General features: G+C 65.5%; 22 protein-coding genes. 4 read left to right on the forward strand and 18 right to left on the reverse strand.

The features are described from left to right. Positions 1-63: 63 nt before the first annotated feature. The 3 genes from ABIB58_RS06605 to ABIB58_RS06615 are packed head-to-tail and all read right to left on the reverse strand — an operon-like array spanning position 64 to position 1,783. Positions 64-690 (reverse strand): DUF1190 domain-containing protein, encoded by a 627-nt coding sequence (locus ABIB58_RS06605; RefSeq protein ID WP_354039810.1) that lies wholly within the window; start codon positions 688-690, stop codon positions 64-66. 5 nt (positions 691-695) lie between these two features. Continuing rightward, complete coding sequence (locus ABIB58_RS06610) at positions 696-1,109, reverse strand: DUF350 domain-containing protein (protein ID WP_017506364.1); 414 nt, start codon at positions 1,107-1,109, stop codon at positions 696-698. A 26-nt stretch (positions 1,110-1,135) separates the two neighbouring features. Further along, a complete protein-coding gene (locus ABIB58_RS06615) occupies positions 1,136-1,783 on the reverse strand; it encodes a YjfK family protein (RefSeq protein ID WP_066552480.1) in 648 nt (215 codons plus the stop codon). 138 nt (positions 1,784-1,921) lie between these two features. On the opposite strand from ABIB58_RS06615, the gene ABIB58_RS06620 reads away from it, so the two are divergent. From ABIB58_RS06620 to ABIB58_RS06635, 4 genes are all read left to right on the forward strand, one after another. Further along, complete coding sequence (locus tag ABIB58_RS06620) at positions 1,922-2,602, forward strand: DUF2170 family protein (protein WP_354039813.1); 681 nt, start codon at positions 1,922-1,924, stop codon at positions 2,600-2,602. A 16-nt stretch (positions 2,603-2,618) separates the two neighbouring features. Next, a complete protein-coding gene (locus ABIB58_RS06625) occupies positions 2,619-3,359 on the forward strand; it encodes a PspA/IM30 family protein (RefSeq protein ID WP_045811908.1) in 741 nt (246 codons plus the stop codon). A 3-nt stretch (positions 3,360-3,362) separates the two neighbouring features. Further along, entirely contained in the window at positions 3,363-4,529 is a 1,167-nt protein-coding gene (locus ABIB58_RS06630) for a glutathionylspermidine synthase family protein (RefSeq protein WP_045811907.1), read from the forward strand. Between the two features lie 71 nt (positions 4,530-4,600). Continuing rightward, positions 4,601-5,479 (forward strand): hypothetical protein, encoded by an 879-nt coding sequence (locus tag ABIB58_RS06635; RefSeq protein WP_045811906.1) that lies wholly within the window; start codon positions 4,601-4,603, stop codon positions 5,477-5,479. A gap of 510 nt (positions 5,480-5,989) precedes the next feature. Here the strand turns inward: ABIB58_RS06635 and ABIB58_RS06640 are convergent. The 15 genes from ABIB58_RS06640 to ABIB58_RS06710 form a co-directional block, all read right to left on the reverse strand. After that, complete coding sequence (locus tag ABIB58_RS06640; RefSeq protein WP_354039817.1) at positions 5,990-6,976, reverse strand: arsenic resistance protein; 987 nt, start codon at positions 6,974-6,976, stop codon at positions 5,990-5,992. A 1-nt stretch (position 6,977) separates the two neighbouring features. Continuing rightward, on the reverse strand, positions 6,978-7,895 hold the full coding sequence (locus tag ABIB58_RS06645) for an FTR1 family iron permease (RefSeq protein WP_354039819.1): 918 nt from the start codon (positions 7,893-7,895) through the stop codon (positions 6,978-6,980). 284 nt (positions 7,896-8,179) lie between these two features. Continuing rightward, positions 8,180-8,647, reverse strand: coding sequence for a type II secretion system protein M (locus ABIB58_RS06650; RefSeq protein WP_354039821.1), 468 nt, complete (start codon positions 8,645-8,647; stop codon positions 8,180-8,182). 5 nt (positions 8,648-8,652) lie between these two features. Further along, on the reverse strand, positions 8,653-9,744 hold the full coding sequence (gspL, locus tag ABIB58_RS06655; RefSeq protein ID WP_354039823.1) for a type II secretion system protein GspL: 1,092 nt from the start codon (positions 9,742-9,744) through the stop codon (positions 8,653-8,655). Further along, on the reverse strand, positions 9,741-10,697 hold the full coding sequence (gene gspK / locus ABIB58_RS06660; protein WP_354039825.1) for a type II secretion system minor pseudopilin GspK: 957 nt from the start codon (positions 10,695-10,697) through the stop codon (positions 9,741-9,743). The genes gspL and gspK overlap by 4 nt, the downstream gene beginning before the upstream one ends. A gap of 41 nt (positions 10,698-10,738) precedes the next feature. After that, positions 10,739-11,335, reverse strand: coding sequence for a type II secretion system minor pseudopilin GspJ (gene gspJ / locus ABIB58_RS06665; protein ID WP_354039827.1), 597 nt, complete (start codon positions 11,333-11,335; stop codon positions 10,739-10,741). Continuing rightward, positions 11,332-11,700 carry a type II secretion system minor pseudopilin GspI gene (gene gspI, locus ABIB58_RS06670; protein ID WP_354039829.1) on the reverse strand — a complete coding sequence of 123 codons (369 nt, stop codon included), beginning with the start codon at positions 11,698-11,700 and terminating at the stop codon, positions 11,332-11,334. Before gspI ends, gspJ begins: the two co-directional genes overlap by 4 nt. After that, positions 11,693-12,157: a GspH/FimT family pseudopilin gene (locus tag ABIB58_RS06675; protein WP_354039831.1), complete on the reverse strand. Its 465-nt coding sequence runs from the start codon at positions 12,155-12,157 to the stop codon at positions 11,693-11,695. Before ABIB58_RS06675 ends, gspI begins: the two co-directional genes overlap by 8 nt. After that, positions 12,138-12,590, reverse strand: coding sequence for a type II secretion system major pseudopilin GspG (gspG, locus tag ABIB58_RS06680; RefSeq protein ID WP_354039833.1), 453 nt, complete (start codon positions 12,588-12,590; stop codon positions 12,138-12,140). Before gspG ends, ABIB58_RS06675 begins: the two co-directional genes overlap by 20 nt. Before the next feature lie 13 nt (positions 12,591-12,603). After that, positions 12,604-13,821, reverse strand: coding sequence for a type II secretion system inner membrane protein GspF (gspF, locus tag ABIB58_RS06685; RefSeq protein WP_354039835.1), 1,218 nt, complete (start codon positions 13,819-13,821; stop codon positions 12,604-12,606). After that, complete coding sequence (gspE, locus tag ABIB58_RS06690; protein WP_354039837.1) at positions 13,821-15,374, reverse strand: type II secretion system ATPase GspE; 1,554 nt, start codon at positions 15,372-15,374, stop codon at positions 13,821-13,823. The genes gspF and gspE overlap by 1 nt, the downstream gene beginning before the upstream one ends. Beyond that, positions 15,371-17,485 (reverse strand): type II secretion system secretin GspD, encoded by a 2,115-nt coding sequence (gspD, locus tag ABIB58_RS06695; RefSeq protein ID WP_354039839.1) that lies wholly within the window; start codon positions 17,483-17,485, stop codon positions 15,371-15,373. The genes gspE and gspD overlap by 4 nt, the downstream gene beginning before the upstream one ends. Further along, positions 17,482-18,378: a type II secretion system protein N gene (locus tag ABIB58_RS06700; protein ID WP_354039841.1), complete on the reverse strand. Its 897-nt coding sequence runs from the start codon at positions 18,376-18,378 to the stop codon at positions 17,482-17,484. Before ABIB58_RS06700 ends, gspD begins: the two co-directional genes overlap by 4 nt. A gap of 146 nt (positions 18,379-18,524) precedes the next feature. Further along, positions 18,525-21,107 (reverse strand): TonB-dependent receptor domain-containing protein, encoded by a 2,583-nt coding sequence (locus ABIB58_RS06705; protein WP_354039843.1) that lies wholly within the window; start codon positions 21,105-21,107, stop codon positions 18,525-18,527. A 148-nt stretch (positions 21,108-21,255) separates the two neighbouring features. Next, the gene (locus tag ABIB58_RS06710; protein ID WP_354039845.1) at positions 21,256-22,773 is read right to left on the reverse strand and encodes a beta-helix domain-containing protein; all 1,518 of its coding nucleotides are present in this window, start codon (positions 22,771-22,773) and stop codon (positions 21,256-21,258) included. Positions 22,774-23,198: the final 425 nt, after the last annotated feature.

The raw sequence follows: 23,198 nt of genomic DNA on the forward strand, positions 1-23,198 counted from the left end.
TCTGTCGTGAAGCGTGAGGCGATCCCTATTAGGGGAAGACCGGCGCCCGGCGCCAGAACTGTATCAGCCGCCGTAGCCTCGGCCGCCGCCGCCAAAGCCGCCGCGCGAGACGACGGTGGTTCGGCTCTGCACCCGCTTCGGGGCCTGACGGGCGACGTCGCCATGCTCGCGCGCATTGGTCAGGGTCTTGCCGGTGCGATAGTCGCGGTAGGCGTAGCCGCCGCCGTAGCCGTTCGACAGTCGCCCCTCGCGGTCACGATACAGCGGTCCGCCGCCGCGATAGCCGCCGCCGCTCAGCAGCTGGCCGACGATGAAGCCGGTCAGCAGCGGGCTGAAGAAGGAGCCGCCGTTGTTGTTCGGCTGGCACTGCGACGGTCCCCACTGGCCCTCGCACTCCTCGCGGGTGGCGTAGCGCGGCGCGGTCTTTGCGGCCTCCTGCTGAGCCTTGGCCAGGGCGGCGTCGCATTCATTGTCGGGAATGTCGTTGGCGGCCTTGCATTCGTCCAGCGACTGATAGGCCAGGGTCGGCTCGGGCTCGGGCGCCGGCACGCGCTGGGGCGAGCCGCAGGCGGCCAACGAGAAGCTGGCGGTCGCCATCAGGCTGCTGACGTGCAGGACGCGCGAGCGCTTGAGCCGGCGCATGGTATCGGTCTTGGCCAAGTTCTGGGGCAGATCTTTGGGATCGGTCATGGCGGTCACGACGTCATGCAGGCGGCGTTGAGCAGGCCGACGCAGATGGAGATGGAGGCCAGATAGACGGCCGCAGCGATCTCGCCCGCCTCGATGCGGACGACCAGATTGCGGAAGGCCATGCGGCTGATGGCGACGAAGACGACGATCTGGATCACGCCGGCCAGCAGCGCCCAGGCTGCGAACTCCATCAGGCTGACGGTGTGCGACAGGGCCGAGGCCAGAGGCAGCACATAGCCGATCAGGGCGCCCCCGAGCGCAATGGCGGCGGCCGTGTTCCCCTCACGGATCAGCGTATGTTCGTGATAGGGCGTGACCCACTGGTAGATCAGTTTGAAGGCCAGGGTGAAGGCGCCCGCCATGGCGAAGGCGATCAGGAAGGCGATCGCTCCCTGCTGAAAAATGAACCAGTCGAACATCGCTCTTGCCCCCTCGGATTGCGCGCTCAGGCGCGGAACTCGGCCATTTCCAGCGGAATGCCGATCATGATTTCGTGCGTGGTGTCGCCGCCCTCGGGCTGCTGCTCAAGCGCCAGCATCAGCTCGCGCCCGCCGCCCAGCTCACGCGCATACAGCATGCAGGTCTGGAAGATCTTGGCATAGGGCGCGGTCGCGGCGCGGTCGTCCCAGATCGTCTCCCACAGGGTGACGGGCGGCTGAATGGCGTCGCTCTCGGCGAACCAGAAGCGGGGATAGTCGGGCAGTTCTTCGGCCGCGCCGTGAAAGACCGGCGCCGACAGCCGGTCGCGCCAGATGCGGCGTTCGCGCTCGCCCGGCGGATAGGCCGAGGTCCAGGGCACGAACAGGCTGAAGTCGTAGGATTCCAGCCCGGCCTCGTCGTCGCTCATGGCCTGAAGCATGACGTGGTCGTCGGTGTAGAAGCGATGGACGAACTGGCCGCTGTCCAGGCTGACCAACCCCTGCGCCGATATGTCCAGCACGTCGCGATCTAGAGCGAACTGGGTCTCGTCGCCCAGCCGGCGCCAGGCCAGCGGGTCCAGCGACACGGTGCGGCCCACGGTGATGTTGCGCACCGTCGCCAGACGATTGGCGGGCGCGACCTTCTCCGACGATCCGAAAAGCTTCTTGAACATGGGCGACTATCTAGGCCCGATGCGCGCCGACGGCGAGCGAACAGAAGCGATGCGACCGAATGAGGCGGTTCATGGTGCGACATTCCGTCCGATCTTGCGTCAAGTCAAGCGTTCATGTTACGCGTTACATGTAACGATATGCCGAACGACGCATCGCCCCCTTCCGCCGCCAACGACCGCATCCGTGCGTGGCGACAGGCGCGTCGTGAGGCGGGCCTGGTCAAGCTGGAGCTTTGGGTGCCGGCCACCGCCCGCGACGACGTCAAGGCGGCCGTTCGCGCCATCGTCACCGATTCAACACGCGGGCCGCAGCTTGCGGGGCGCCCGCGCCGCCCCACTTCCGATTCCATCACCCCTGGAGACGACCATCAAATGGACGCCGTGATCGAGACCCCCTGGACCGTGCCCGCCATCAAGGCGGCGCTGGACGGCTCAACCCTGCTGCGTGACGGTGAAATGACCCTTCGCGTGGTCGAGGGCGCCGAGCCGGTGTTGCTGGCGACCATGCACGAATACGGCGATCTGCCGGTCTATCTGAGCGTCGGCGGGGCCCAGATCGTCTGTTCGGTCCTTCTGTGGCCCGTCGCCGAGCAGAAGGATCGCCATGCCTTCAACGAGTTCCTGCTGAAGGCCCAGCGCGTGGTGCCCCTGTCCAACTTCGCCATTACCAACGTCGGTGGCGAAGACGTGTATGAGCTGATGGGCGAACTCTCTTGCAAGACGACGCTTCAGACCATCCTGATCGAACTGCGCACCCTGGCCGAGAATGCGATCGACGCCACCGAACTGCGTGAAACCTTCGGCGCCGACGCCGCCTGATCCCGGAAGACCGACCATGTCCATGCTCAGAAAACTGTCCGCCCTGTTCCGCGGCACGGCCCACGATGCGGCCCAGGGCGTCGTCGACGCCAATGCGCTGAAGATCCTCGATCAGGAAATCCGCGACGCCGACAACGCCCAAGGCAAGGCCAGAGACGATCTGGCCGGCCTGGTGGCGCGCCGCCGCATGGCCGAAAACGAACTTGCATCGTTCAGGGACCAGATCGCCAAATACGAAAGTTCGGCCCGCACGGCCCTGGGCCAGGGCAAGACCGATCTGGCGCGCGAAGTCGCCGGCCGCATCGCCGAGCTGGAGGTCGAGATCACCAGCCGCGGCCCGCTGATCGAGGACATGAAGACCGCCGAGACGCGCCTGCGCACGGCCATCGCCTCGACCGATCAGAAGATCGAGACGCTTCGTCGCGAGATCGACATCGTCAAGGTCAACGATTCCGTCCAGAAGGCCCAGACCTCCGTCGCCCTGAACTCGGCCGGCGCCCAGTCGCGCATCGGCTCGGCGGCGGACAGCCTGCAACGCATCAAACAGCGCCAGGCGATCCAGGAAGAGAAGCTGAACGCCAGCCAGGCGCTGGAGGATCGCCGCACCGGCGCGGACCTGGACGCCAAGCTGCGCGAGGCCGGCATCCTGCCCGGTCATTCGTCGGCCGACGACGTCCTGGCCCGCCTCAGCCAGCCGGAGGTGACCGTGGTCACGCCGCGCATCGGCCAATCCACGCCCGACAAGGACCCGGCCTGATCCATGGAGCGTCTGCGCTTCGATCCCCGCACCGACTGGGACGCCAAGGCCGAGGAACTCGGCTTCACCTGGCGCCACACCGACGGCAAACCCTATTGGGACGAGTCGGCGGCCTACGCCTTCTCGCTGGCCGAGATCGAGGACGGGATCGAGGCGCCGACCGAGGAATTGCACGGCCTGTGCCTGGAGCTGGTCAACGAGGCCGTTCAGTCCGAGCGGCTGATGGAGCAGCTCGATATTCCCGAGACCATGCGGGACTATGTGGCCGACAGCTGGAAGCGGGGCGATCCGTCCCTGTATGGCCGGTTCGACTTCGCCTATGACGGCACGGGTCCGGCGAAACTGTACGAATACAACGCCGACACCCCGACCAGCATTTATGAGACGGCGGTGTTCCAGTGGTTGTGGCTGGAGGACCAGATCAAGGCCGGCGCCCTGCCTGCCGATGCGGATCAGTTCAACAGCCTGCATGAGAAGCTGGTTGATCGGTTCCGCGCCATCTTCCCGAACGGCGGCTTCGTCCATTTCGCCTCCGACGCCGATTTCGTCGAGGACCGCCAGACGGTGCGCTTCCTGGAAGACCTAGCTCAGCAGGCCGGGCTGGAGCCCCAGTTCGTCGCTATCGACCAGATCGGGCTGAACGCTGACGGCCGGTTTGTCGATCACGAGAACTGGATCATCCAGGCGATGTTCAAGCTCTATCCGTGGGAGCAGATGCTGCGCGACGACTACGCCGCGCCGCTGCCGATGGCGGACGTGACCGTGCTGGAGCCGGCGTGGAAGAGCATCCTGTCCAACAAGGCCATACTGCCGTTGTTGTGGGAGCGGCATGCGGGCCACCCCAACCTGCTGGAGAGCTATTTCGAGGGAGATCCGGCCGAGGCGGCGCTGGGCTCGTCCTATGTGCGCAAGCCGTTGTTCTCGCGCGAAGGCGACAATGTCGAACTGATCGACCAGGGCGTCAGCGCCGCAGAGGTGGTGGACGGCGGCTATGGCGCAGGGCGTCACGTCCGCCAGGCGCTGTGCGATCCGCCCCTGTTCGACGGCAACCATGTGATCGTCGGCTCGTGGGTGGTGGGAACGGAACCAGCGGGCATCAGCCTGCGGGAGGACACCGGCCGCATCACGAGAAACACCTCGCGTTTCGTGCCGCACTTCATCCGCGACTGAGGCGCCGGCAGGCAACCAAGCCGGACGACCGCCGTCTTGTCGGCTGAGATCAACCGACAAGAAGCCTCCCCATGCGCAACGTCCGCCTCGCCCTGATCGCCACCACCGCCCTGACCCTCGCGGGCGGCGCGGCAGTCGCCCAGACGCAATATCCTTCGACGACCCAAGATCGGCTGGGTGCGGTCGTGGGCGCCCTGTTCGGCGATCGTCTGGGTCTGTCGGCCATGGATCAGGCCTGGCTGCGCGGCGGCCGTCCGCTGCGTGACGGCCAGAGCCAGTTCTCGACCCGCGTGGACGCCAGCGTGCGCGCCGGGAGCGTCTCCGCCTCGGCCGCGACGCGCCTGCGCGCCGACTATTCGGCCCTGGTCGATCTGGAGAACCAATACGCCGTCGGCGGCATCTCGGCCCAGGAACGCGCCGACCTGAACGCCCGCTACACCGCCCTGACCCAGACGCTGGAAGCCGGCGCCCCGGGCTATGCCGACATGGACACCGTGGCCCAGGGCCGTGCGGACTTCGAGACCCGAGTCAACGCCGCCGTGACCGCGCGCCGCATCACCCGCACCGAGGCGACGCGCCTCAAAACGGACTATCAGGCCCTGATCCAGCTGGAGAGCCGCTACAGCGCCGACGGGTCGATCAGCGCCAGCGAGCGCGCGGATCTGGACGCGCGTCTGGACGCGCTGGACCTGCGCGTCGGCGACGGCCCGGCCGGACAGACGCCGTCGGCCAACCTGCCCGCCCGCACCCGTCTGGCGAATCTGGAAACCGCCCTGACCGCCGCCGAACGGTCGGGCGCCGTCAGCCGCACCGAGGCCGCAGACATCCGCGTCGAGGCCGGCGACCTCGCCCGCCTGGACGCCGCCTACAGCCGCACCAGCCCCTCCACCGACGACACGGCCTACCTGAGCCGCCGCATCGGCGAACTGGAACTGCGCGCCCGCCGCTAGGCCTTATCAGAGCGTCCCGTGCGATCCGGCGCGGGACGCCTATTCGGCTATATCCTTGCATTGGGAGCTCTGATTTCACGACGGAGCTGAAATCGCGTATGGGCACCCGCAGTCGCCCCTGCATCGTCGGTCAAGCCGCAACCCATGCCCCTGAACGCCTCCCGCACGCTGTCCATCGCCCCGATGATGGACTGGACGACTTGCTGATTTAGTTCAAATACTTACAATTATCCGTGTGCAAAATTTGCACACGGAGTTCCTATTTTCTTTTCTTTTCGTTCTCTTGAAATTCTACGTTTGAGTGCGACCGATCCCATAATCTCCGGCCTGATACCCCCACCATGTCCGCCGAGTAGGAGTGAGCGGTTCAATCGCTCCGGACGCACCTGCGTCAGAGTCCGCCCCGGCACTCTTGAGGCGATCCTGCCGCCGACTTCGCGTCCTAGAAGCGGATTTTTGAAATGTCGGCGAGGGCGGCAGCGGAACGCAATGGAAATGAACACGGTCGATCTAGTTCGAGATCTGTTGGTTACGGCTCCGGTCGCCCAATAGCGGACTGATCCGGATATAGGCCAGTTCGGCCAGCAGCTCGATCAGTGTTTGGGTGACGATGATTGCCGGAACCAGGGGGATAGCGCCCGGCACGACGAGGGCCAGCGGTAGGACGACGAGAGAGTTGCGGGTCCCGGCACAGAAGGCGACGGCCCGACCGGCCTCGGGCGTCAGACGCGCGAGCCGCGCGACGGCCCATCCGACGAACGGCGCCAGCACGGCGAAGGCGACATAGACCGGCACGACACTCAGGGTCCTGTCCAGCGTCTGCCCGAGTTGCGGCACGACGGCGGCGACCACGATGAGCAACACGAGGGCTGTAGCCGGGACCGGCGCGAGGCCAAGCCCCGACGAGACCCGCTCGCCCGTCGTACTCCGCGCAGCCCAGGCCTGAACCAGAGCCGCAAGAACAAACGGGATGGCGATCAGCCAGACGAAGGCATGGATGAACGGACCCGGCTGAACATAGGCCGCCGCCTCGGCCCCGAGAAACAGACGCAGATAGATCGGCAACAGCACCATCTGCGCGATCAGCAGAACTGGTGTCGAAGCCAGCAGCAGCCGGGCGTCTGCCTTCCCCAGGTGGGCGAACGTCACGACGTAGTCGATGCACGGGCAGAGCAGCACCATCAGTACGCCAAGACGGATCAGAGGATCGGCCGGCAGAAACTGGATCAGACCCAGCACCAGTAAGGGCACAGCGATGAAATTGACGGCGAGCAAGGCGCCCATGAACCGCAGTTCGCGAAGCGCACGGCCGAGCGCCACGACCGGAACCTGAAGGAAGGTGACGAACAGCATCAGGGCCAAGGCCGGATTGATTGCGCCTTCCAGGGCCTCAGTGCCCGGGATCAGCAGGCCGACCGCTACGGCCACCAGCACGGCGGCGAAATAGAACCAAACCTGTCGCGCTTCCAAAGCTTCCCGCAATTTGGCAGTCGTCATTTCAGATACCTGGTTTTCCTGTCGCCATGATGAAGCCGAACGCCAGCGCAGCAATGGCGAGGAGTTGGGCGAGAACCCCCTCAATGGTCGGATAGAAACCCAGCCAGTCGAAACGCGGCAAGGCCAATGGATGCAGGCTGATCAGCCCGGCTTCCTGCAAGGCCGCCACCCCCTTGCCCGCGAGGACTACGGCGAGGGCCGCCATCAGGATCGCGCTATACTGGAAGAATTTCGCGATCGGAAGGCTGCGGCTGAGACGCAGCATGACCCAGGTCACGACAACGAGAACGAGGGCCGCAGCGCCGATGCCGGCCAGCATCGCCGCACCGCCGCCCTGGGTCCACAGGGCTGTCAGGAAGAGGATTGTCTCGAACACTTCGCGGTAGACCACGATGAAGGCGAGCAGGAAGAGGAACCAGGCCGACTTCTTCGACAGGGCCGTCGATAGCTTCTCCCGGATGTAGATTTGCCAGGCGTCGGCCTGGGCCTTGCCGTGCATCCAAAGGCCCACGGAGATCAGCACCACCGAGGCGATCAGCGAGCCGAACCCCTCGGTTAGCTCGCGGCTGGCGCCGCTGATGGTGATCAGATAGGTCGCCGCCGCCCAGGTCAGTCCGCCGGCGAGCAGCGCCGCCACCCAGCCGCCATGTACATAGGGAAGCACATCGGTGCGCTCCGCCTTGCGGAGAAAGGCGATCATCGCCACCACGATCAGCAAGGCTTCCAGACCCTCGCGCAGGAGGACCGCGAAAGCGCCGAGGAAGCTGGATGCGTTGCTGGCCTGATCCGGCGAAAGGGCGCGAGCGGCCTCGGCGAACAATCCGTCCAGGGTCTCGATCTCGTCCCGCACCTCGGCGACGGGCGCGTTTCGGCTGATCGCGCCGCGCACCTGGTCCATCGCGGTTTCGATGCGCAGCATGAGGGCATTGTCGCGGGCGGTCAGCGACGGTTCGACCGGCTCCCACCCAAGGTCTAGAGACTAGGGGCTTCGGGCTAGGGAGCCGTAAGTGGCGCTCCAGCCAACTCGCCCAAATAAGTGATGTTATTCGTGGTATGGATTTGGGTGTGTTTGTACTTCGAAGCACCTATTGACTACGCATCTCCGTGACGTCGACCGCCATCTACAGTAAGATTGACGTTAAATTCCTCTAGTCAGAGCTTCAATATGACTAATCTAAAAACAACACGCGCGATCGCTTCACATTAAAATCCACCGTCCACCTGCAGGGTGGCGTCCGCGTTTTCGACAACAGCCAACCGCGAAACCTCCAGTCCATGCTCCGCCTTGAGCGTCATCAGCCAGGGAAAGAGTTGCGCGCTCGTCGTTCGATCGGCCCGGAACCCCAGCCCGCCTGACGGGTCCATCCCCGTGGTGATGACCAAGCCGGCCGCCTCGGCGCTCTGCCGGACCAGGGTTTCGATGTCAGTCGGGGCCGTTTTAGCGACGGCGGCGTCCGGGCTCTTCGGCAGACGCCTGACGCCCGCATCGACCTGCAACAAGGTCGTGCGCGCCTCGGCGCGCCGCTCGGCTGCGGCTTCGCGCCAGGCCCACGCAGGTCGGACGACGAGCAACCACAGGAAAACCCCGGCAGCGATGAGCGCCATGACGGCGAGCATCTGACGCTCGCGGTCCGTACGCGACCACCACCAGCGCGTCGCCGGATCGAACAAGGCAGTCATAATGCGGCTCCGATCCGGATTTCGCTGACGATGCGCCCCGCGTCGTCCACCGTGCTGGCGTCCTCCATCACGAGGCCGGCGCTCGTCACAGCGCGTTTGAGCGTGTCGAGATCCTGATAGGCGGAATAGCTTACGGTGGCTCGCACGCCGCCGTCTGGATCTGCGGCGAAACTGTCGAGTTCGGCCCCATCGACCCTCTCGACGGCGACATAAAGGGCCGCAGCCACGCCGGTGACGCCACCCGCCGGAGCCGATGCGAGACGGGCCTCCAGTGCGGCCCTGGGATCGGGAGAGGCCGCCAGATCGGGCGCAGCGCGCGTCAGGATCTGCCGGGTCTGTTTCTGCATACGGTTCGCCATGACGTCATCGCGCGCAGCCATGGCGAGGGTCAGGATCAAGGGGGTCGCCAAGAGGATGACAGCCAGAGCCATCACCCGCTTCCAGTTGCCGCCGGCGGAAACACGACGGCGCTCGATGAGGTTGATCGCCGGCCGCAGTGCCGCCTCGATCATCAGACGCTCGATACCCTCAGCGTCGTCGACAATGACGAGCGACCAGCCTTCGGTCAGCAGTTCGACCATATCGGGCTGGACGGTCGCCGCCAGACGCCGACCCCGCAGGGCGACATTGGGCGGAAACGACACCGCCACGATGCCGTCTTCGGCCAGCGGCGCGGGAACGACCAGCGTGTCGGGCATAAGGACATCGACGACTACCCCCAGCGCTTCGCAATAGTCCAGCCAGACCCGGCGCAAGGACGCATCGAATACGACCGCGATCCGATCTTCGCCCTCGACGGCTGCGCTCAGGGCGACCTCAAGGCTTTCCGGGGCCACAGCCAGTTGTTCCCGCAACGCCCAAAGGACCGCCGTGCGCTTCTGAACGTCGCTCCCAGCCGGCACGTTCACCCAACGGACGAGCACATCGGCGCCGGGCGCAATGACCACCGTTCGCATGGCCAGCGGCTTCTCGACCGGATCGAGCGGCATCAGGCCGCGCTGCAGGACCGCGCCGTCCGGCGCAATCACCATGAACGGGGCGGGTTCCGAAGCCAGGCTCGGGATCAGGATCAGGCGGGTGGAACTCATTCGTCGAGGGTCCAGCGTTGGGTGACGGTTCGGGCCCCGCCCTCGGGCGGGGCGTAGAGGAGCGCGGTGCGCACGGCGCGAGAACCGCCGTAGTCGACATCGACGCGCAGATCGAAATAGCGGGTGAGAAGGCTGGTCTGCTCACGCGCTTGCGGCGAGGCCGCAGAGCCAAGCAGCGCGGGCTGGCTCCAGAAGGCGTCGACGCTTTGCCATCCGTTGCGAGGCCGCGCCTCGATCGCAGCGCGTGCGGCCGAAAGACCGATATTGCCGTCCAGCAGCATCACAAGCAGAGGCGCCGCCTCCGGCTTCAGGGTATTGACGTTGAGCACGCTGGGCCGAGCGACCGGCAGGGCGCAGACGAGGGGGCGCAGACGGCGGTAGGTTTCGGCGTCGAAACCCCGGATCGCGCGGAGTTCACTGACCTCGGTCAGCATCACGCCGCCGGTTCGATACGGGATGGCCGAACCGGCGTATGCGCCGTCTTCTGCCCCCGCCGCCCGTGTCGCCGGATCGACGTCCAGCCAGTCCACCAGACCGTCCGCCGCCGCAAGCGCCGCCCCCTCCGTCAAGCCAAGGCTTCGTCCAAGGGCGACGAACTGCGCGATCCCTGCGGGGCGCGCCGTGAGGTCCTCGCCCTGCCCCTCGACCACGCTGTTGAGGTTGAAACAGTTCTGACCGTCCCGCACGACGGCGCTCAGGTTTCCGCCGTCGATCGGAAAGCTCAGAACGCGCCCGTCCCACTCAGGCTCCAGCGGCGTCCTGGTCGGCCCCATCGTAATGAGTTGGGTGATCTGACGCAGCGCGAGCAGCTCGGCGCCGTCGGCGTACAACTGGGCCTGGGCCTGACCTTCGGCGTTCGTGGCGCGCCTGACCGAAAATCGCACGTCGTCCAGCACGGCGACGGCGACGACCGACATCACCGCGACCAGCAGCAGCACGGTCAGCAAGGCCATGCCTTCGCGTCGCCCGGACGCCTTGGCTCTGCCTGACGCGGTCATCGGCCGCCCACCAGAAACAGCTGCTCGACCTCGCCCAGACCTTTGAGCGTCATCACCAGACGCACCGCGTCCGGCATCGGCTTGTCAGCGCTGGAGATAAAGGCCGGCGCCTCCACCCCGTCCCTGACGAAGCTAATCTTCAGACCCGAGACGCCGCGATAGAGCACCTGGGCCGATCCGACGCGCGAGCCGTCCAGCCGGGGCGCGACCCGTCGCTCCAGGCGGTCGTCGACAAGGCTGTACTCGACCCGCTGAAGCGAGGCGCGCGGCTGGTCGCCAGGATTGGACCAGCCGGCCCTCACCAGGATCAGGACCGGCGCGCCGGGCTGGGTCGCGCCGACGATGGGCTGCTGCTGCGGCCGACCCGTCGCGCCCCGCGTCCGACGCGCGGTCGCCTGGCCGATATCCGACTTCAGCAGCGCCCGCATACGCTGCAGGTCGCCGGTCCGGTCCGTTTCGGCCTTGATGGCGAAACGGTTGTCGATGGTCTGGGTCAGCACCGTCGCCCCTGCTGCGGCGATCAGGGCGAAGATCAGCAGCGAGATCATGACCTCGACGAGACTGAAGCCCGCCCGTTCTGAAGCCCGCTTCATGAGGACCGCGCCCGGAAGGCCGTGCGGTCCGCCGCCTGCCCCTCGTCATTGGACACCCGGACCTCGACCCGCTGGATGTCGGCGACGTCGGTGGGCGCCACGATCCGGGTCCAGCTCCAGTCCCGGCCCGCCAGGTTCGTCCGCCCGTTCGACACGCCGTCGCTGAGCGAAGGCGCGATGACCGCCTCGACGACCAGATTGTCCGCCACGACGCCGCCGAGGGTGCGGCTCTCGACCCGCGCCGCCGAACGCGTGTTCTCCCCCGCCAGATTCAACAGGGCCATGGCGGACAGACCGAAGACCGCCATGGCGACCAGCATCTCGACCAGGGTGAAGCCATCGCGCCGGGCGCGTCGATCAGTCATCGATATTGACCTCGCCGGCGCCGTCCACGGTCACGACCCGCGCCTGGCCCTCGCGTCTCAGGGTCAGTCGGTAGGGGTCGGCCACGCCTGTAGGATCGAAGACGACCAGCGCCGCCTCCTGACCCGGCTCGGCGACGGTGCCGGTTTCCCAAAGCACGGGTTTGAACGGCCCCTCCTGCAACCGTGTCCAGACCCGACCGTCGAAGGCCTGAAATCCATAGCCTGACGTCGTCGTCTCGACGGCGATTGGTCGGTTCGTCAGCACCGCCTCGTCTCGCGCGCTCGCCAACCGGGCGGCGAACCGCTCGGCCTCTGCGCCGACGGCGGGCCTCGGATCAGGCGCGACCATCACCACGGCGGCGCCCGCCATCGCGATGATGGCGACCGTCATCATCAGCTCGACCAGGGTGAAACCGGCGCGCGGCTTGCGACCGGGTCTAGCTCTGCCAGTTGCCAAGGTCCGCATCCTCACCCTCGCCGCCCTCCTTGCCGTCCGCGCCCCAGGAGAAGACGTCGAACTGACCGCCGTGCGTGCTCGGGCGCCGATACTGATAGTCCTGCCCCCATGGATCCTTGGGCAGGCGGCGGACGTAGCCGCCCTCGCGGTAGCGCTCAGGCTGCGACAAACCCTGAGGCGCCGCCACCAGGGCCTGCAGGCCCTGGGCGTTGTCCGGGAAGGTCAGGTTGTCGAGCCGATAGGTTTCGATCGCCTGTTCGAGCGTCGAGATGTCGGCCCTGGCCTTTCCGACCATAGCCTTGCCCTGGGCCGGCAGGACATTGATGGCGACGACCGTCGCCAAAAGACCGATGATGACGATCACCACCATCAGTTCCACCAGGGTGAATCCGGCGCGTCGGCGACGCTGCGTCTGTGTCTTGGTTTGGGTCATCTCAAGCAACTCCTCACCCCATCGCCAGGGTATTGATCTGAAGAATGGGCAGCAGGATCGACAGCACGATCAGGCAGACGATCCCGCCCATGATGACGATGATCGCCGGCTCCAGCAGGCTCAGCATCACGGCCGTGAACGTCGCAAACTCGCGCTCAAGATAGTCGGCGGCGCGGTCGAGCATGGGCTCCAGCCGCCCGCTGCTCTCGCCCGAGGCGGTCATGTAGACAAGAATAGGCGGGAAGACGTCGGCCCGGCGCATGGCGCTGGACAGACCGCCGCCCTCGCGCACCGTATCCGCCATCGTCTCGGTCGCGCGCCTCAGGGCCCGGTTGGACACGGTGCGCGCCGTAATGGTCAGCCCCTCCAGAACCGGAAGCCCTGCGGCGATCATCGTCGACAGCGTCCGAGCCATCTTAGCGCCGTGCAGATCGCGGGTCAGTCGCCCGACCAGTGGCAATCGCAGCTGCAGGCGATCGATCGTCAGCCTGAAGCTTGGGTTTCGCCACATCGCGGCAAAACCGATCGCCCCGATGGCGATGACGAGCGCGAGCAGCCAGCTCCAGTTTTGCATCAGCTCCGACACGCCGATCACCAGGTGCGTCAGCAGCGGCAGGGTCTGCCCCATGCTGTCGAACTGATCGACGACCTTGGGAACGACGAAGGTCATCAGGGCCCCGATGACGCCCAGCGCGACGACGGCCAGGACGAGAGGATAGACCAGGGCGGTGATCACCTTGCCCCGAACCTGCTCGTCCAGTTCGAGCCTGTCGGCCAGACGCTCAAGGATCGACTGAAGCGCACCGGACGTTTCGCCCGCCGAAACCATCGCGCGATACAGCGGTGGAAAGGCCCTGGGTTGCAGAGCCATCGCGTCCGACAGACGCCGTCCGCTCATCACCCCGCCGTGCACGGTCTCCAGGATCATTCGCACCATGGGCCGGTCCGCCTGAAGGGCGATGGTGCGCAAGGCCTCTTCAATGGGCGCGACCGAAACCAGGGTCGCCAGTTGCCGCGTCGTGAGCGCCAGGGCCTTCGAACTCAAACGCCCCGGCTTGCCCGAAGGCGCGCGATCGACACGGGACGCCGCGCCGGTCGAGGGCGCGATGTCCAGGGGGACAAGTCTCTTTCGACCCAGAGTCTTTCGGACAGCGGCGTCGTCCGACGCCGCCACGGCGCCCGTGACGGTCCTGCCTTCTGCATCCACGGCCACATAGTCGAACAAGGCCATCAGGCCGCCACTCCCTGTGACGACATCGGAGGCTCAAGATGAGCGGCGTCTTGCTGCGTTTCCTGCCGGGCGACCCGCACGGCTTCCTCGACGGAGGTGACGCCGGCGACGACAAGTTCCCGGGCGCTCTGGCTCAGGGTGCGCCCTCCCCGCTCCGGCGCCGCAAAGGCGATGGCGGCGATCGCTTCTTCTCCAGCCTCGGAGGCGATCAAACGGCGGACGCGATCATCCACGCGGATCAGTTCGTAGAGGCCCGTCCGTCCGACATAGCCCGTTTGATTGCATCGCGCGCAGCCGTGCGGACGCCAGACCGTCTGACCGATCGCAAGTCCCGCCAGTTTCGCGGTTGCGACATCCGCCGGCTCCGGGCGTCGGCACTCTTCGCATAGCCGTCGCACCAGCCGCTGGGCGACGATCAATCGCAGGGTCGAAGCCAACAGGAAGGGCTCCACGCCCATGTCGCGCAGGCGGGTGATGGCGCCCGCCGCATCGTTGGTGTGGACCGTGGTCAGGACCAGATGGCCCGTCAAGGCGGCCTGAACGGCGATGCTGGCGGTCTCGGCGTCGCGGATTTCACCCACCATGACGACGTCGGGATCCTGGCGCAGGATAGCGCGAAGGCCGGCGGCGAAGGTCATTCCCACCTTAGTGTTGACCTGGGTCTGGCCGACGCCGTCGATCGCATATTCCACCGGATCTTCGACGGTCAGAATGTTGCGGGTCGTGTCGTTGAGCAGGGTGAGGCCGGCATAGAGACTGGTCGTCTTGCCCGAGCCGGTAGGTCCGGTCACCAGTATGATGCCGTTGGGCTCCGCCAGCGCCGCGCGGAAAGCCTCAAGCACCAGCGGGTCCATGCCCAGCCGGTTCAGATCCAGGTCGGCCTGCGCCTTGTCGAGAATCCGCAGCACCACCCGCTCTCCTCCCCGCGAAGGCAGGGTCGAGACGCGAACATCCAACGTCTTGCCGCCGAGCGTCAGCGGAATTCTGCCGTCCTGGGGCACACGTTTTTCGGCGATGTCCAACCGAGCCATGACCTTGATTCGCGACACCAGAAGCGGCGTGATCCGGGGGTTCAGACTCAGGGCCTCGTGCAGCACGCCGTCCACCCGCATGCGGATGGTCAGAGCGTTCTCGAACGGCTCCAGATGAATGTCCGACGCGCCCGCGCGCACCGCCTCGGCGATCACGCCGTTGATCAGCCGGATTACGGGCGCGTCGTCGGCGGTGTCCAGAAGATCGGCGGCGGCCGGCATGTCGTCGATCAGACTATCCAGTCCGCCCGGCATACCCCCGCCCGGCAGACCCAGGTCGTCGCCGTCGCCGGTCACCAGCGAGTCGCCCGCATAGACCTGCGACAGATGACGATCGAACGTCACCTGATCCATGTGTTCGATCTTGAGCGGACGCCCCAGCGCACGCCGCGCCTCGATGAGCCCCGCCGGGTCGGCGCCCTCCCTGAGACCGACCAGGGCGACATCACCGGCGTCGAGCAGGATCACGCCATTCCGCTTGGCGAACCCATAAGGCAGCGTCGGATTGACCCGCGTGATCATGGTCGCCCACCGGGCGGTGGAGCGCCATCCGCGACAGGCTGCAGGGGCGCCCCTGCGACCGAACCGACAGGCGCGGCCCCGACAGGGACGTGTTCGGGCGGCGTCGCGCGCATATATTCGCGTAGCATTTCGTCCAGGCTCGGCTCAGCGCCAGGCGTGGCGTTCAGCTGCTGCTGGCGCATGTAGCCCCAGCGGTCAGCGGCCAGCCTCTGGGCGTCGCCTTCCGACCTCACGATCGTCGGGCGGATGAAGATCATCAGATTGGTGCGGCCCCGCTGACGGCTGGTCGATCGGAAGAGGGCTCCGATCCCCGGCAAGTCGCCCAGTCCTGGGACCTTGTCGACCGACAGCCGGTCATTCTGGTCGAGCAGGCCGCCCGCCACCGCAATGGCGCCGTCGTCGACGACCATCGTGTTCTCCAACTCACGCTTGTTGAGCACGAGATCGGACGAAGAGTTGGTCAGTACGCCGTTGATGCTCGACACCTCCTGACGCACATGCAGGGTGATCGAGCCTCCTGCATTGATCTGGGGGCGAACCGTCAGCTTGACGCCGATGTCCTGGCGCTGGGTGGTGCGGAAGGGGTTGGAGTTGCCGTCGAGCAGGGTTTCGCCGGTCGTGATCGGCACCTCCTGCCCCACCAGGATCGTGGCTTCCTCATTGTCCAGCGTCATCAGCGAAGGCGTCTGCAGCAGGTTGGACCCTTCGTCGGTCTTCGCCGCGTTGATGATGAAGCCGAACAGGCCGTCGCCGATACGGCCGCCGCCGCCGCCGACAAATCCGTTCGCGCCGAGCAGGCTGTTGAGCGCAAGCCTCTGCAGCTGATCGCGGATGGTCGCATCCTTTGGATCGTCCAGCTGACCCGCCGCCGCGCCGCCTGCGATCGGCACCAGGGGCGTCGACCGGTTGGGATAGTTGGTCAGGCCCGCCGGATTGCCGTCTTCGCCCGCCAGAACCCACTGAACGCCGAGCTCGCGCACCGCCGTGTCGCTCAGTTCGACCACGATCGCCTCGATCAGCACCTGCTGGCGACGGGCGTCGAGCTGGCGGATCACCTCGGCCAGCATCCGTTGCGTGTCGGCAGACGCCGAAATCACCAGGGCGTTGGCGCCGGGGAAGCGCGCGATCGTCGCCTTCTGGCCAGGCAAGACGGTCGGCGCCGAAGCCGGAGCCTCGATGGGCGCCGTCTGACCGATCCCGCCAGAGCCTCTTTGGCTCGCAGGCGTGGCGTTGGCGCTGGCCGCCGTCACCTGCTGGCCGACGATCTGCTGCAAGACGGGCAACAGTTGTTCCGCGTTAGCATGTTCGAGGAAGACGACCTTGACGTCGTCGGCCGATTGGGCGCGCCGGTCGAGGTCTTCGATCAGGGGGCGAATGCGCGCCACGGCGGCAGGGTCGCCACGCAAGATGACGGAGTTCGAGCTTTCGACGGGGGTCACGGACACCATGCCCTGCCCGGGCTGCCCGCCAGGCGGGGTGAGAACCGTCTGAAGAACAGCCGCGATCTCACGGGCGGAGGAGTTTTCCAGCGTCAGGACGTCGAAGCTGGCGCGGTCCACGTCGATGCGCGCGATCAGGGCGCGGATACGGGTCAGGTTGTCGGCGAAGTCCGCGACCACCACGCTGTTGCCGGCGGGATTGGGCAGGACCTGGCCTTGCGCTCCCACCAGCGGCCGAATGGTTTCCGCCGCCGAGGCCGCATCGATGTTGCGAAGCTGGAAGACTTCGGTCGAGAACCGTTCGGTCCCGACGGTCGACGGCCCCTGGGCCGCACCGGTCGCGGGACTGATGCGATAGGCGCCCGACCCCGTCGGCGTCACGACCAGACCGTTGGCGCGCAGGGTCGACAGAAACACCTCGAACAACTCGGCACGGCCAAGGGGTCTGTCGCTGGTCACCGTGACGGTCCCGGTCACCGCAGGATCGACGATGAAGGTGCGCCCGGTCATACGGGCGACATCCTGAATGAAGGCGCGGATGTCGGCGCCCTGGACGTTCAGGGTTTGCCGCCCGGCGGACTGGGCCACGGCAGGCGCCGCCGTCAGCGGACCTTGCGCCAGCAGGATCGCCGAAAGAACGCCGGCAAGGAAGGTGGAACTGCGTCGGTTCACCGAGTTGTCCTTATGGTGGTCGTCTGCACTTGCCCGGCCCGTTCGAAACGGACCTCGGCATTGGCGCTGTTGGCGAGTTGGCCCCGAAGAGCGGCGATCCGGTCGAGGCCGGTGAGTTCGTTGCCGTTGACGGACAAGATCACGTCGCCGGCCTGAAGACCTGCTGCGGCCAACTGGTCTCCGGAACCCGAGACGGTGAAACCCTTGATGGCCATGCCCTGCATCCGGGGACGCAAGGAGGCCTGGGCCATCAGTCTGGACGGATCGACGGCGGCTGCCGGGGCGGAGGGCGCGGACGCGGGCGCCGCAGGACCGACGACCTGCTCGCCCGGCGGCGGCGGCGGCGGAGGCGGCGCCCCGACCGGGACTTCGGAGAAGACCAGTCGGCTGACGGACAGGCTCCGCGCCAGGGTGACGTAGTCCTGTCCGACCTCCTTGAGCACCAGACCCGGCTCGACTTCCTCGCCGACGCCCACGGAAACCTGACGCCCGTCGGCCAAGCCGATGATCGCCGACCCGTCGCCCGCGCCGCCGCTGCGCACGCCGAACAGGCGCAGCTGAGCCGTGTCCGCATTGGTCACATCCGCCAGGCTGCTCAGGCCGCCCGTGCGGAAGAAGGCGTCGAAACGCTGAAAGACATTGAGGTCGGCCGGCTTTATCTGCGCCTGCGCGAGCGGCGCCATCGACGGCGCCTTCGGATCGACCACGATCCAGACCAGACGTCCGGCCTGAAGCAGCAGCAGGCCGATCAGGACAGCCTCGACCACCACCCGCAGATGCGCGGCGCGATCGGGACCGCGCACCGACTGCGCAGTCGCGGATGTCCATTGGCGGAGTTTAGAGATCACGTTTGCGCGCCCGACACTCGCCGTCGCGTCCAATGCGCGCGGCAAGATCACGCTCCTAGACCAATCGGCGTAAGGCGGCTTCACTGGTATGCGACAACCGCGAGAACCTCGCGTGACACTTGCGAGGTCTGCGGATGGAATGTCTTAAAAACGTCAGGGGTCGATACGGGACCGACCCCTGACAGACTGTTCTAGAAGCGCGCGGTCAGGCTGACCGAGGCGCTGGATCCGAGATCGTAGTTGTTGATCCGTATCTTGCGACCCTGTTCCTGATATTCGTCGTAGTCGGTGCCGAGGAGGTTGCGCAGCTCGATGGCGAGACCCAGGTCCTGCCCGATCACGGTGAAGTCCTTGCGATACACCAAGTCGAGAAACACACCCGGATCCTGAATCAGATCCGGCTCGCCGGGACGGCCACGCGCCGAGGTACGCTCGGAGACGTAGTTCACGATGATGGTGGCTTGCGACTTGGCCGCGTCGTCCTCCCAGCCGAACTGAAGATTGGCGACGTGGTCCGACTGGCCCTGAAGGCGGCTTCCATCGATGACGTAGAAGGAGGCCGGTTGGGCGACGCCGAGGCTGGACTGGGTCGTGACGGTGTCGCCGTCTTCGACCTTAACCTCGGAGTTGGAGTAGGTGTAGTTGCCCGAGACCAGCCAACGCTTGCTGGCGATGAACGGCAGGCCGTTGTCGGGGAACTCCCAGAACTTCTTGGCCTCCAGTTCGACCCCTTGGACGATGGCCTTGGGAGCGTTGATGAAGGTCTGGGAAATGCTGGCGCCTTGATCGACGACGCTGGATTCAACCGGTTTGTCCAGATCCTTGTAGAACAGGCCGAACGTCACATACTGGTTGCGGGCGAAATACCACTCGTAGCGCGCATCCAGGTTCAGGAACTCGGTGTTCACCAGATACGGGTTGCCGATGAAGGTCCTGTCGCTTTCGACGTCCGTATATTGTTGCGGCGCCAGTTCGCGGAACTGAGGGCGTCCGATTGTCTTGGACGCGCCGAACCGCAGTTGCATGTCCTCGGCGAAATTCCAGGTCACCGTCGCCGCTGGCAGCACATAGCTTTCGTCGATTTCGGTCGGAAGGAAGCCGGTCGCGGCGCCGAACAGATCGAACGGATTGACGCTTTGCTTGCCGTCCTCGAAGCGGACGCCGAGGTTCAGGTTCACCAGAGGGATGATCTCGGCTTCGACCTGACCGTAGACCGCATTGATCCTCAGATTCGCATCATAGGCCGAGGCGCCGTTCGAGCCCGTGATTTCTTCTAGCTGCAGCGTGGAGCCGATGTTGAAATCCGAGAACAGATAATCGACGCGCGAAAGCTGCTGTTCGGGGGTCAGACCGTTGGGGGCGATGAAGTGCAGGAGGCGCTGCTGCGACGAACGATCGTTGTCGCTGCTCGCCACGCCCAGGGTGAACTTGGCTTCGCGCGCTTCCGAAAGCGGCAGGGTGTAGCTGACGTCCGCGCCGCCCGAGACGATGGTGTCGTCCAGATTGCTGAACGAGATCCGGTTGGCCTGGAGATTATGGATGATGTCGCCGGCCGCGTTCTTGCCGTAGCCGAACTGGGTCTCATACGGCGCGTCGCGCGAGGTCTTGGCGTAGGCCGCGCGCCAGGTGAAGTCCCAGGCGCCCGCCGTGTGATCGCCGGACAGCTGGGTCGTGAAGAGCTGACGGGCGAACCATTCCGTATAGTCGGTGCGGCGATAGGCGCCGCCGCCCAGATCGTCGAAACCCGCGACCGAACGGGCTTCCTTGGTGACGTTTCGGACGTAGAAATTGGTCCACTTGATCTCGTTGTCGTCGTTCGCGAGGCTCAGCGAGCCGAACAGATTGAGACCGATGTTGTTCTCGTTGGACCGGAAGACATAGTCGTCGGCCAGGACCAGCTCACCACTGTCGATCCGGCCGGATTGCCGCACGCCTTGGCGACCCTTCCAGCTGTTGTCATAGCCCGCCACGAAGACGGCGCCGAGCGTGCCCCATGACGTCTGCATCGCGTTGCCGCCGGTCAGGCTGAAGCCGAGGTTCGCCGGGGTCTGCTCCTTCTGGAGAAGACGCAGCGGAGCGTTTTCCAGCGACTGGCCGAGGGTCCTGAGTTGGGCCGCCGTATAGTTGGGGCCGGCCTGGATCCGGTTGCCAGACCTAAACGCCAAGTCGATGCCGTCCGGAAGGCTGCGGGTGCCGTCGTCAAAGCCCGTGAAGTCCGTGCGTGATCCATAATAGATCAGGTTGTTGCGGCCGGTGAACTCCGTGTCTGCACCCACCGAAGCCTTCATCGTGAAGAAGGGCCGCGTCGGCGTCGACAGGGTCTGCAGGTCGATGACGCCGCCGCCGAATTCACCGGGGAAGCTGGCGGAATAGGTCTTCTGAACGGTGACGCCCTTCAGGATGTCCGACGGGAAGAGGTCCAGCGGGATCACGCGTTGCAGCGGCTCGGGGCTGGGAAGCGGGGAACCGTTCAACAGCGCAGAGGAATAGCGCTCGCCCAGACCGCGAACATAGACGAACCGGCCTTCGACGACCGACAGGCCGGTGACGCGGGTCAGGGCCGCTGCGGCGGTGGAATCGCCCGTACGCTGCAGGTCCTCGGCCGTGAGGAAGGCGGCCACCTCGGGGCTGGCGCGGTTTGGCTCGGGGATGAACCGGCCAAGAACCACAATCTCATCGACGGTGGACAGCGTCTGATCGATGTCGGTTTGCGACTGAGCCGCCGGGGTCTGCTCGACCGGAGCCGAAGGGTTTTCGGTTTGTGCGAGTGCCATGCCAGGCGCGACCATCGCGCTCGTGGCTAGCAGGACCCCTGTCAGGGTCAGAGTAAGAGTCTTCATGATCTGCGCCTTGAAGGGGGTGTGACGAAAGCAGGCGAAATGGGACGAGGACCCGACTGGCCCCCCGTCCGCCTTTTCGTCATCAGCAGGTCGAACCGGCTACCAGGCCGCAGGTCCAGCCGAGGTACCAGGTGTCGGCAGCGTTTCTGACGGCGCCGATGTAGGTGACCGAGGTGAAGAACGGATACAGCGCAGGCGCATTGGCGGCCGTGACCGCTGTCTCATTGGCGCCGTTGATGAAGGTCAGACCGTTGTTCGTCATGGTCGCCCCCGCCGGGGCCGTCATGGTCGACGTGCCGGTTGCGGTGTTGTTGACGTTGGTGGCGTTAATGAACACCGCCTCCGTCGCAGCCGCGTTCACGTTGCTGTCGTTCTCATAAGGACGCGAGCACGCGAAATAGACCGAGCGGAAGATCGGCGCATTCGTCACCGTCTGCGCGTCGTCGATGTCGAGGCAAGCCGCCGCCGAGGTGGTCGGGTTGGTGAAGACCGAGTTGATGATCGACGGCGACGTGCCGGTGTTCAGTGTAATGATCGCGTCGGCCGCCACAGCGGCGTTACGTCCCACGATGGTGAAGTTCGAAACCTTCGGCTGGGCGAAGTAGGTCGTGCCCGACGGCGCGGCCGACCATTCGAAACCACGGCTGCCGTTGGTTACGGCCGTTGGCTTCTGGGTGATGATGCCGAACTGCGCGCCACCGCGCCAGCCGGTGTCGGTATCCAGACCATCATCGTCCGCGCCGTTGATGACCAGATACCTGAGGTTGACGTTGCCGCCGAAGATTTCGATGCCGTCGTCCGACGAGTTGTAGGACTGGAAGTGATCGACCGTGGTGCCCGATCCGACGCCGGCCAGTGTTAGGGCCTGCAGCTCGTTATTCGGCGAGATCTCGAAGCCCGAATAGTTGACCTGAACATAGCGAAGGCGGCCCGAGTTGTCGGCGGGGCTGTTGCCGCCATAGTTTGCGCTGGTGCCTTCGATCTGACCGACGCAGGCTGCGTTCGGCGCCGTGACGCCCACGGGGCAGACGGCAGTCGGCGCGCGACCGGCGATGACAAGGCCACCCCACTGCCCTTGCGACGTCGGGGTCGTGGTGCCTTCGACATTCTGCCGACTCGTGAAGATGATCGGGCTGGTCGCGGTGCCTTCAGCGAAGATTTGCGAGCCGCGATTGACCAGCAGATAGTCGGTGCCGCCCGAGGCGAAGACCTTGACGCCCGCTTCCACGGTCAGGATGCCCTGGGTCGAACCGGCGGTCGGAGCGGCGGCGTCAGGCCCCCGATCCGTGCCGACTTCGGTGCGGCCGGAGATCGAATAGATGGTGCCCGCGCGCAACGGCACGGTCAGCGCGCCAAGGATTTGCTGGGGAAGCTGGCAGACTCGCAGGGTGCCGTTGGCGATCAGACCGACGTTGGCGAAGCCCGTGGGGCAATCGCTCGCCGGCGTGCCATTACCCGGAGCCGGAGTGGTCGGGCCGCCGCCACCGCCATTGCCGCCGCCGAAGTCTCCTTCGCCAGGCGAAGCCACCTCGGCCGAGCCGCAGGCGGAGAGGGCGAGAACGCAGGTTCCAGCCAAAAGAATGTTGTTCAAGCGAAGCATCGAGATCCCCTGGAAATATGCACGGGCCACTGCGCATCAGTCTGACGCAGTCCAGCACCCCCTCCACAGGGTCTATGCTTTTATTGTAATAGACTCATGACATCCAATGTTCTTACTTCCAATTCATCTTTATGCGGACAATTAGACACACGTTTGGAAGAATCATGATCGTATAAAATTAAAGATCTATTTTTATTTCTTTAATCGCATAATTCGATTTACTTAATCCGCAGTCACATCAATATTCACAAATATGCAAAAATTCAGCTCGGACGACGACAATCGGAGCTGCTCGAAATCTTGCTTCGCTTATGTTGGAACTATGGAATTCAACCTTGCAAATCGTAGAGATCGCCTACGCAAAGCCCTTTCTAGAAGCGCTTTCAGACTAGGTCGGTCGCCAAGAACCCCTTGCAAGGGCATCG

The sequence above is a fragment of the Brevundimonas sp. UYEF29 genome, from assembly GCF_040546195.1.
Classification (GTDB): domain Bacteria; phylum Pseudomonadota; class Alphaproteobacteria; order Caulobacterales; family Caulobacteraceae; genus Brevundimonas; species Brevundimonas huaxiensis.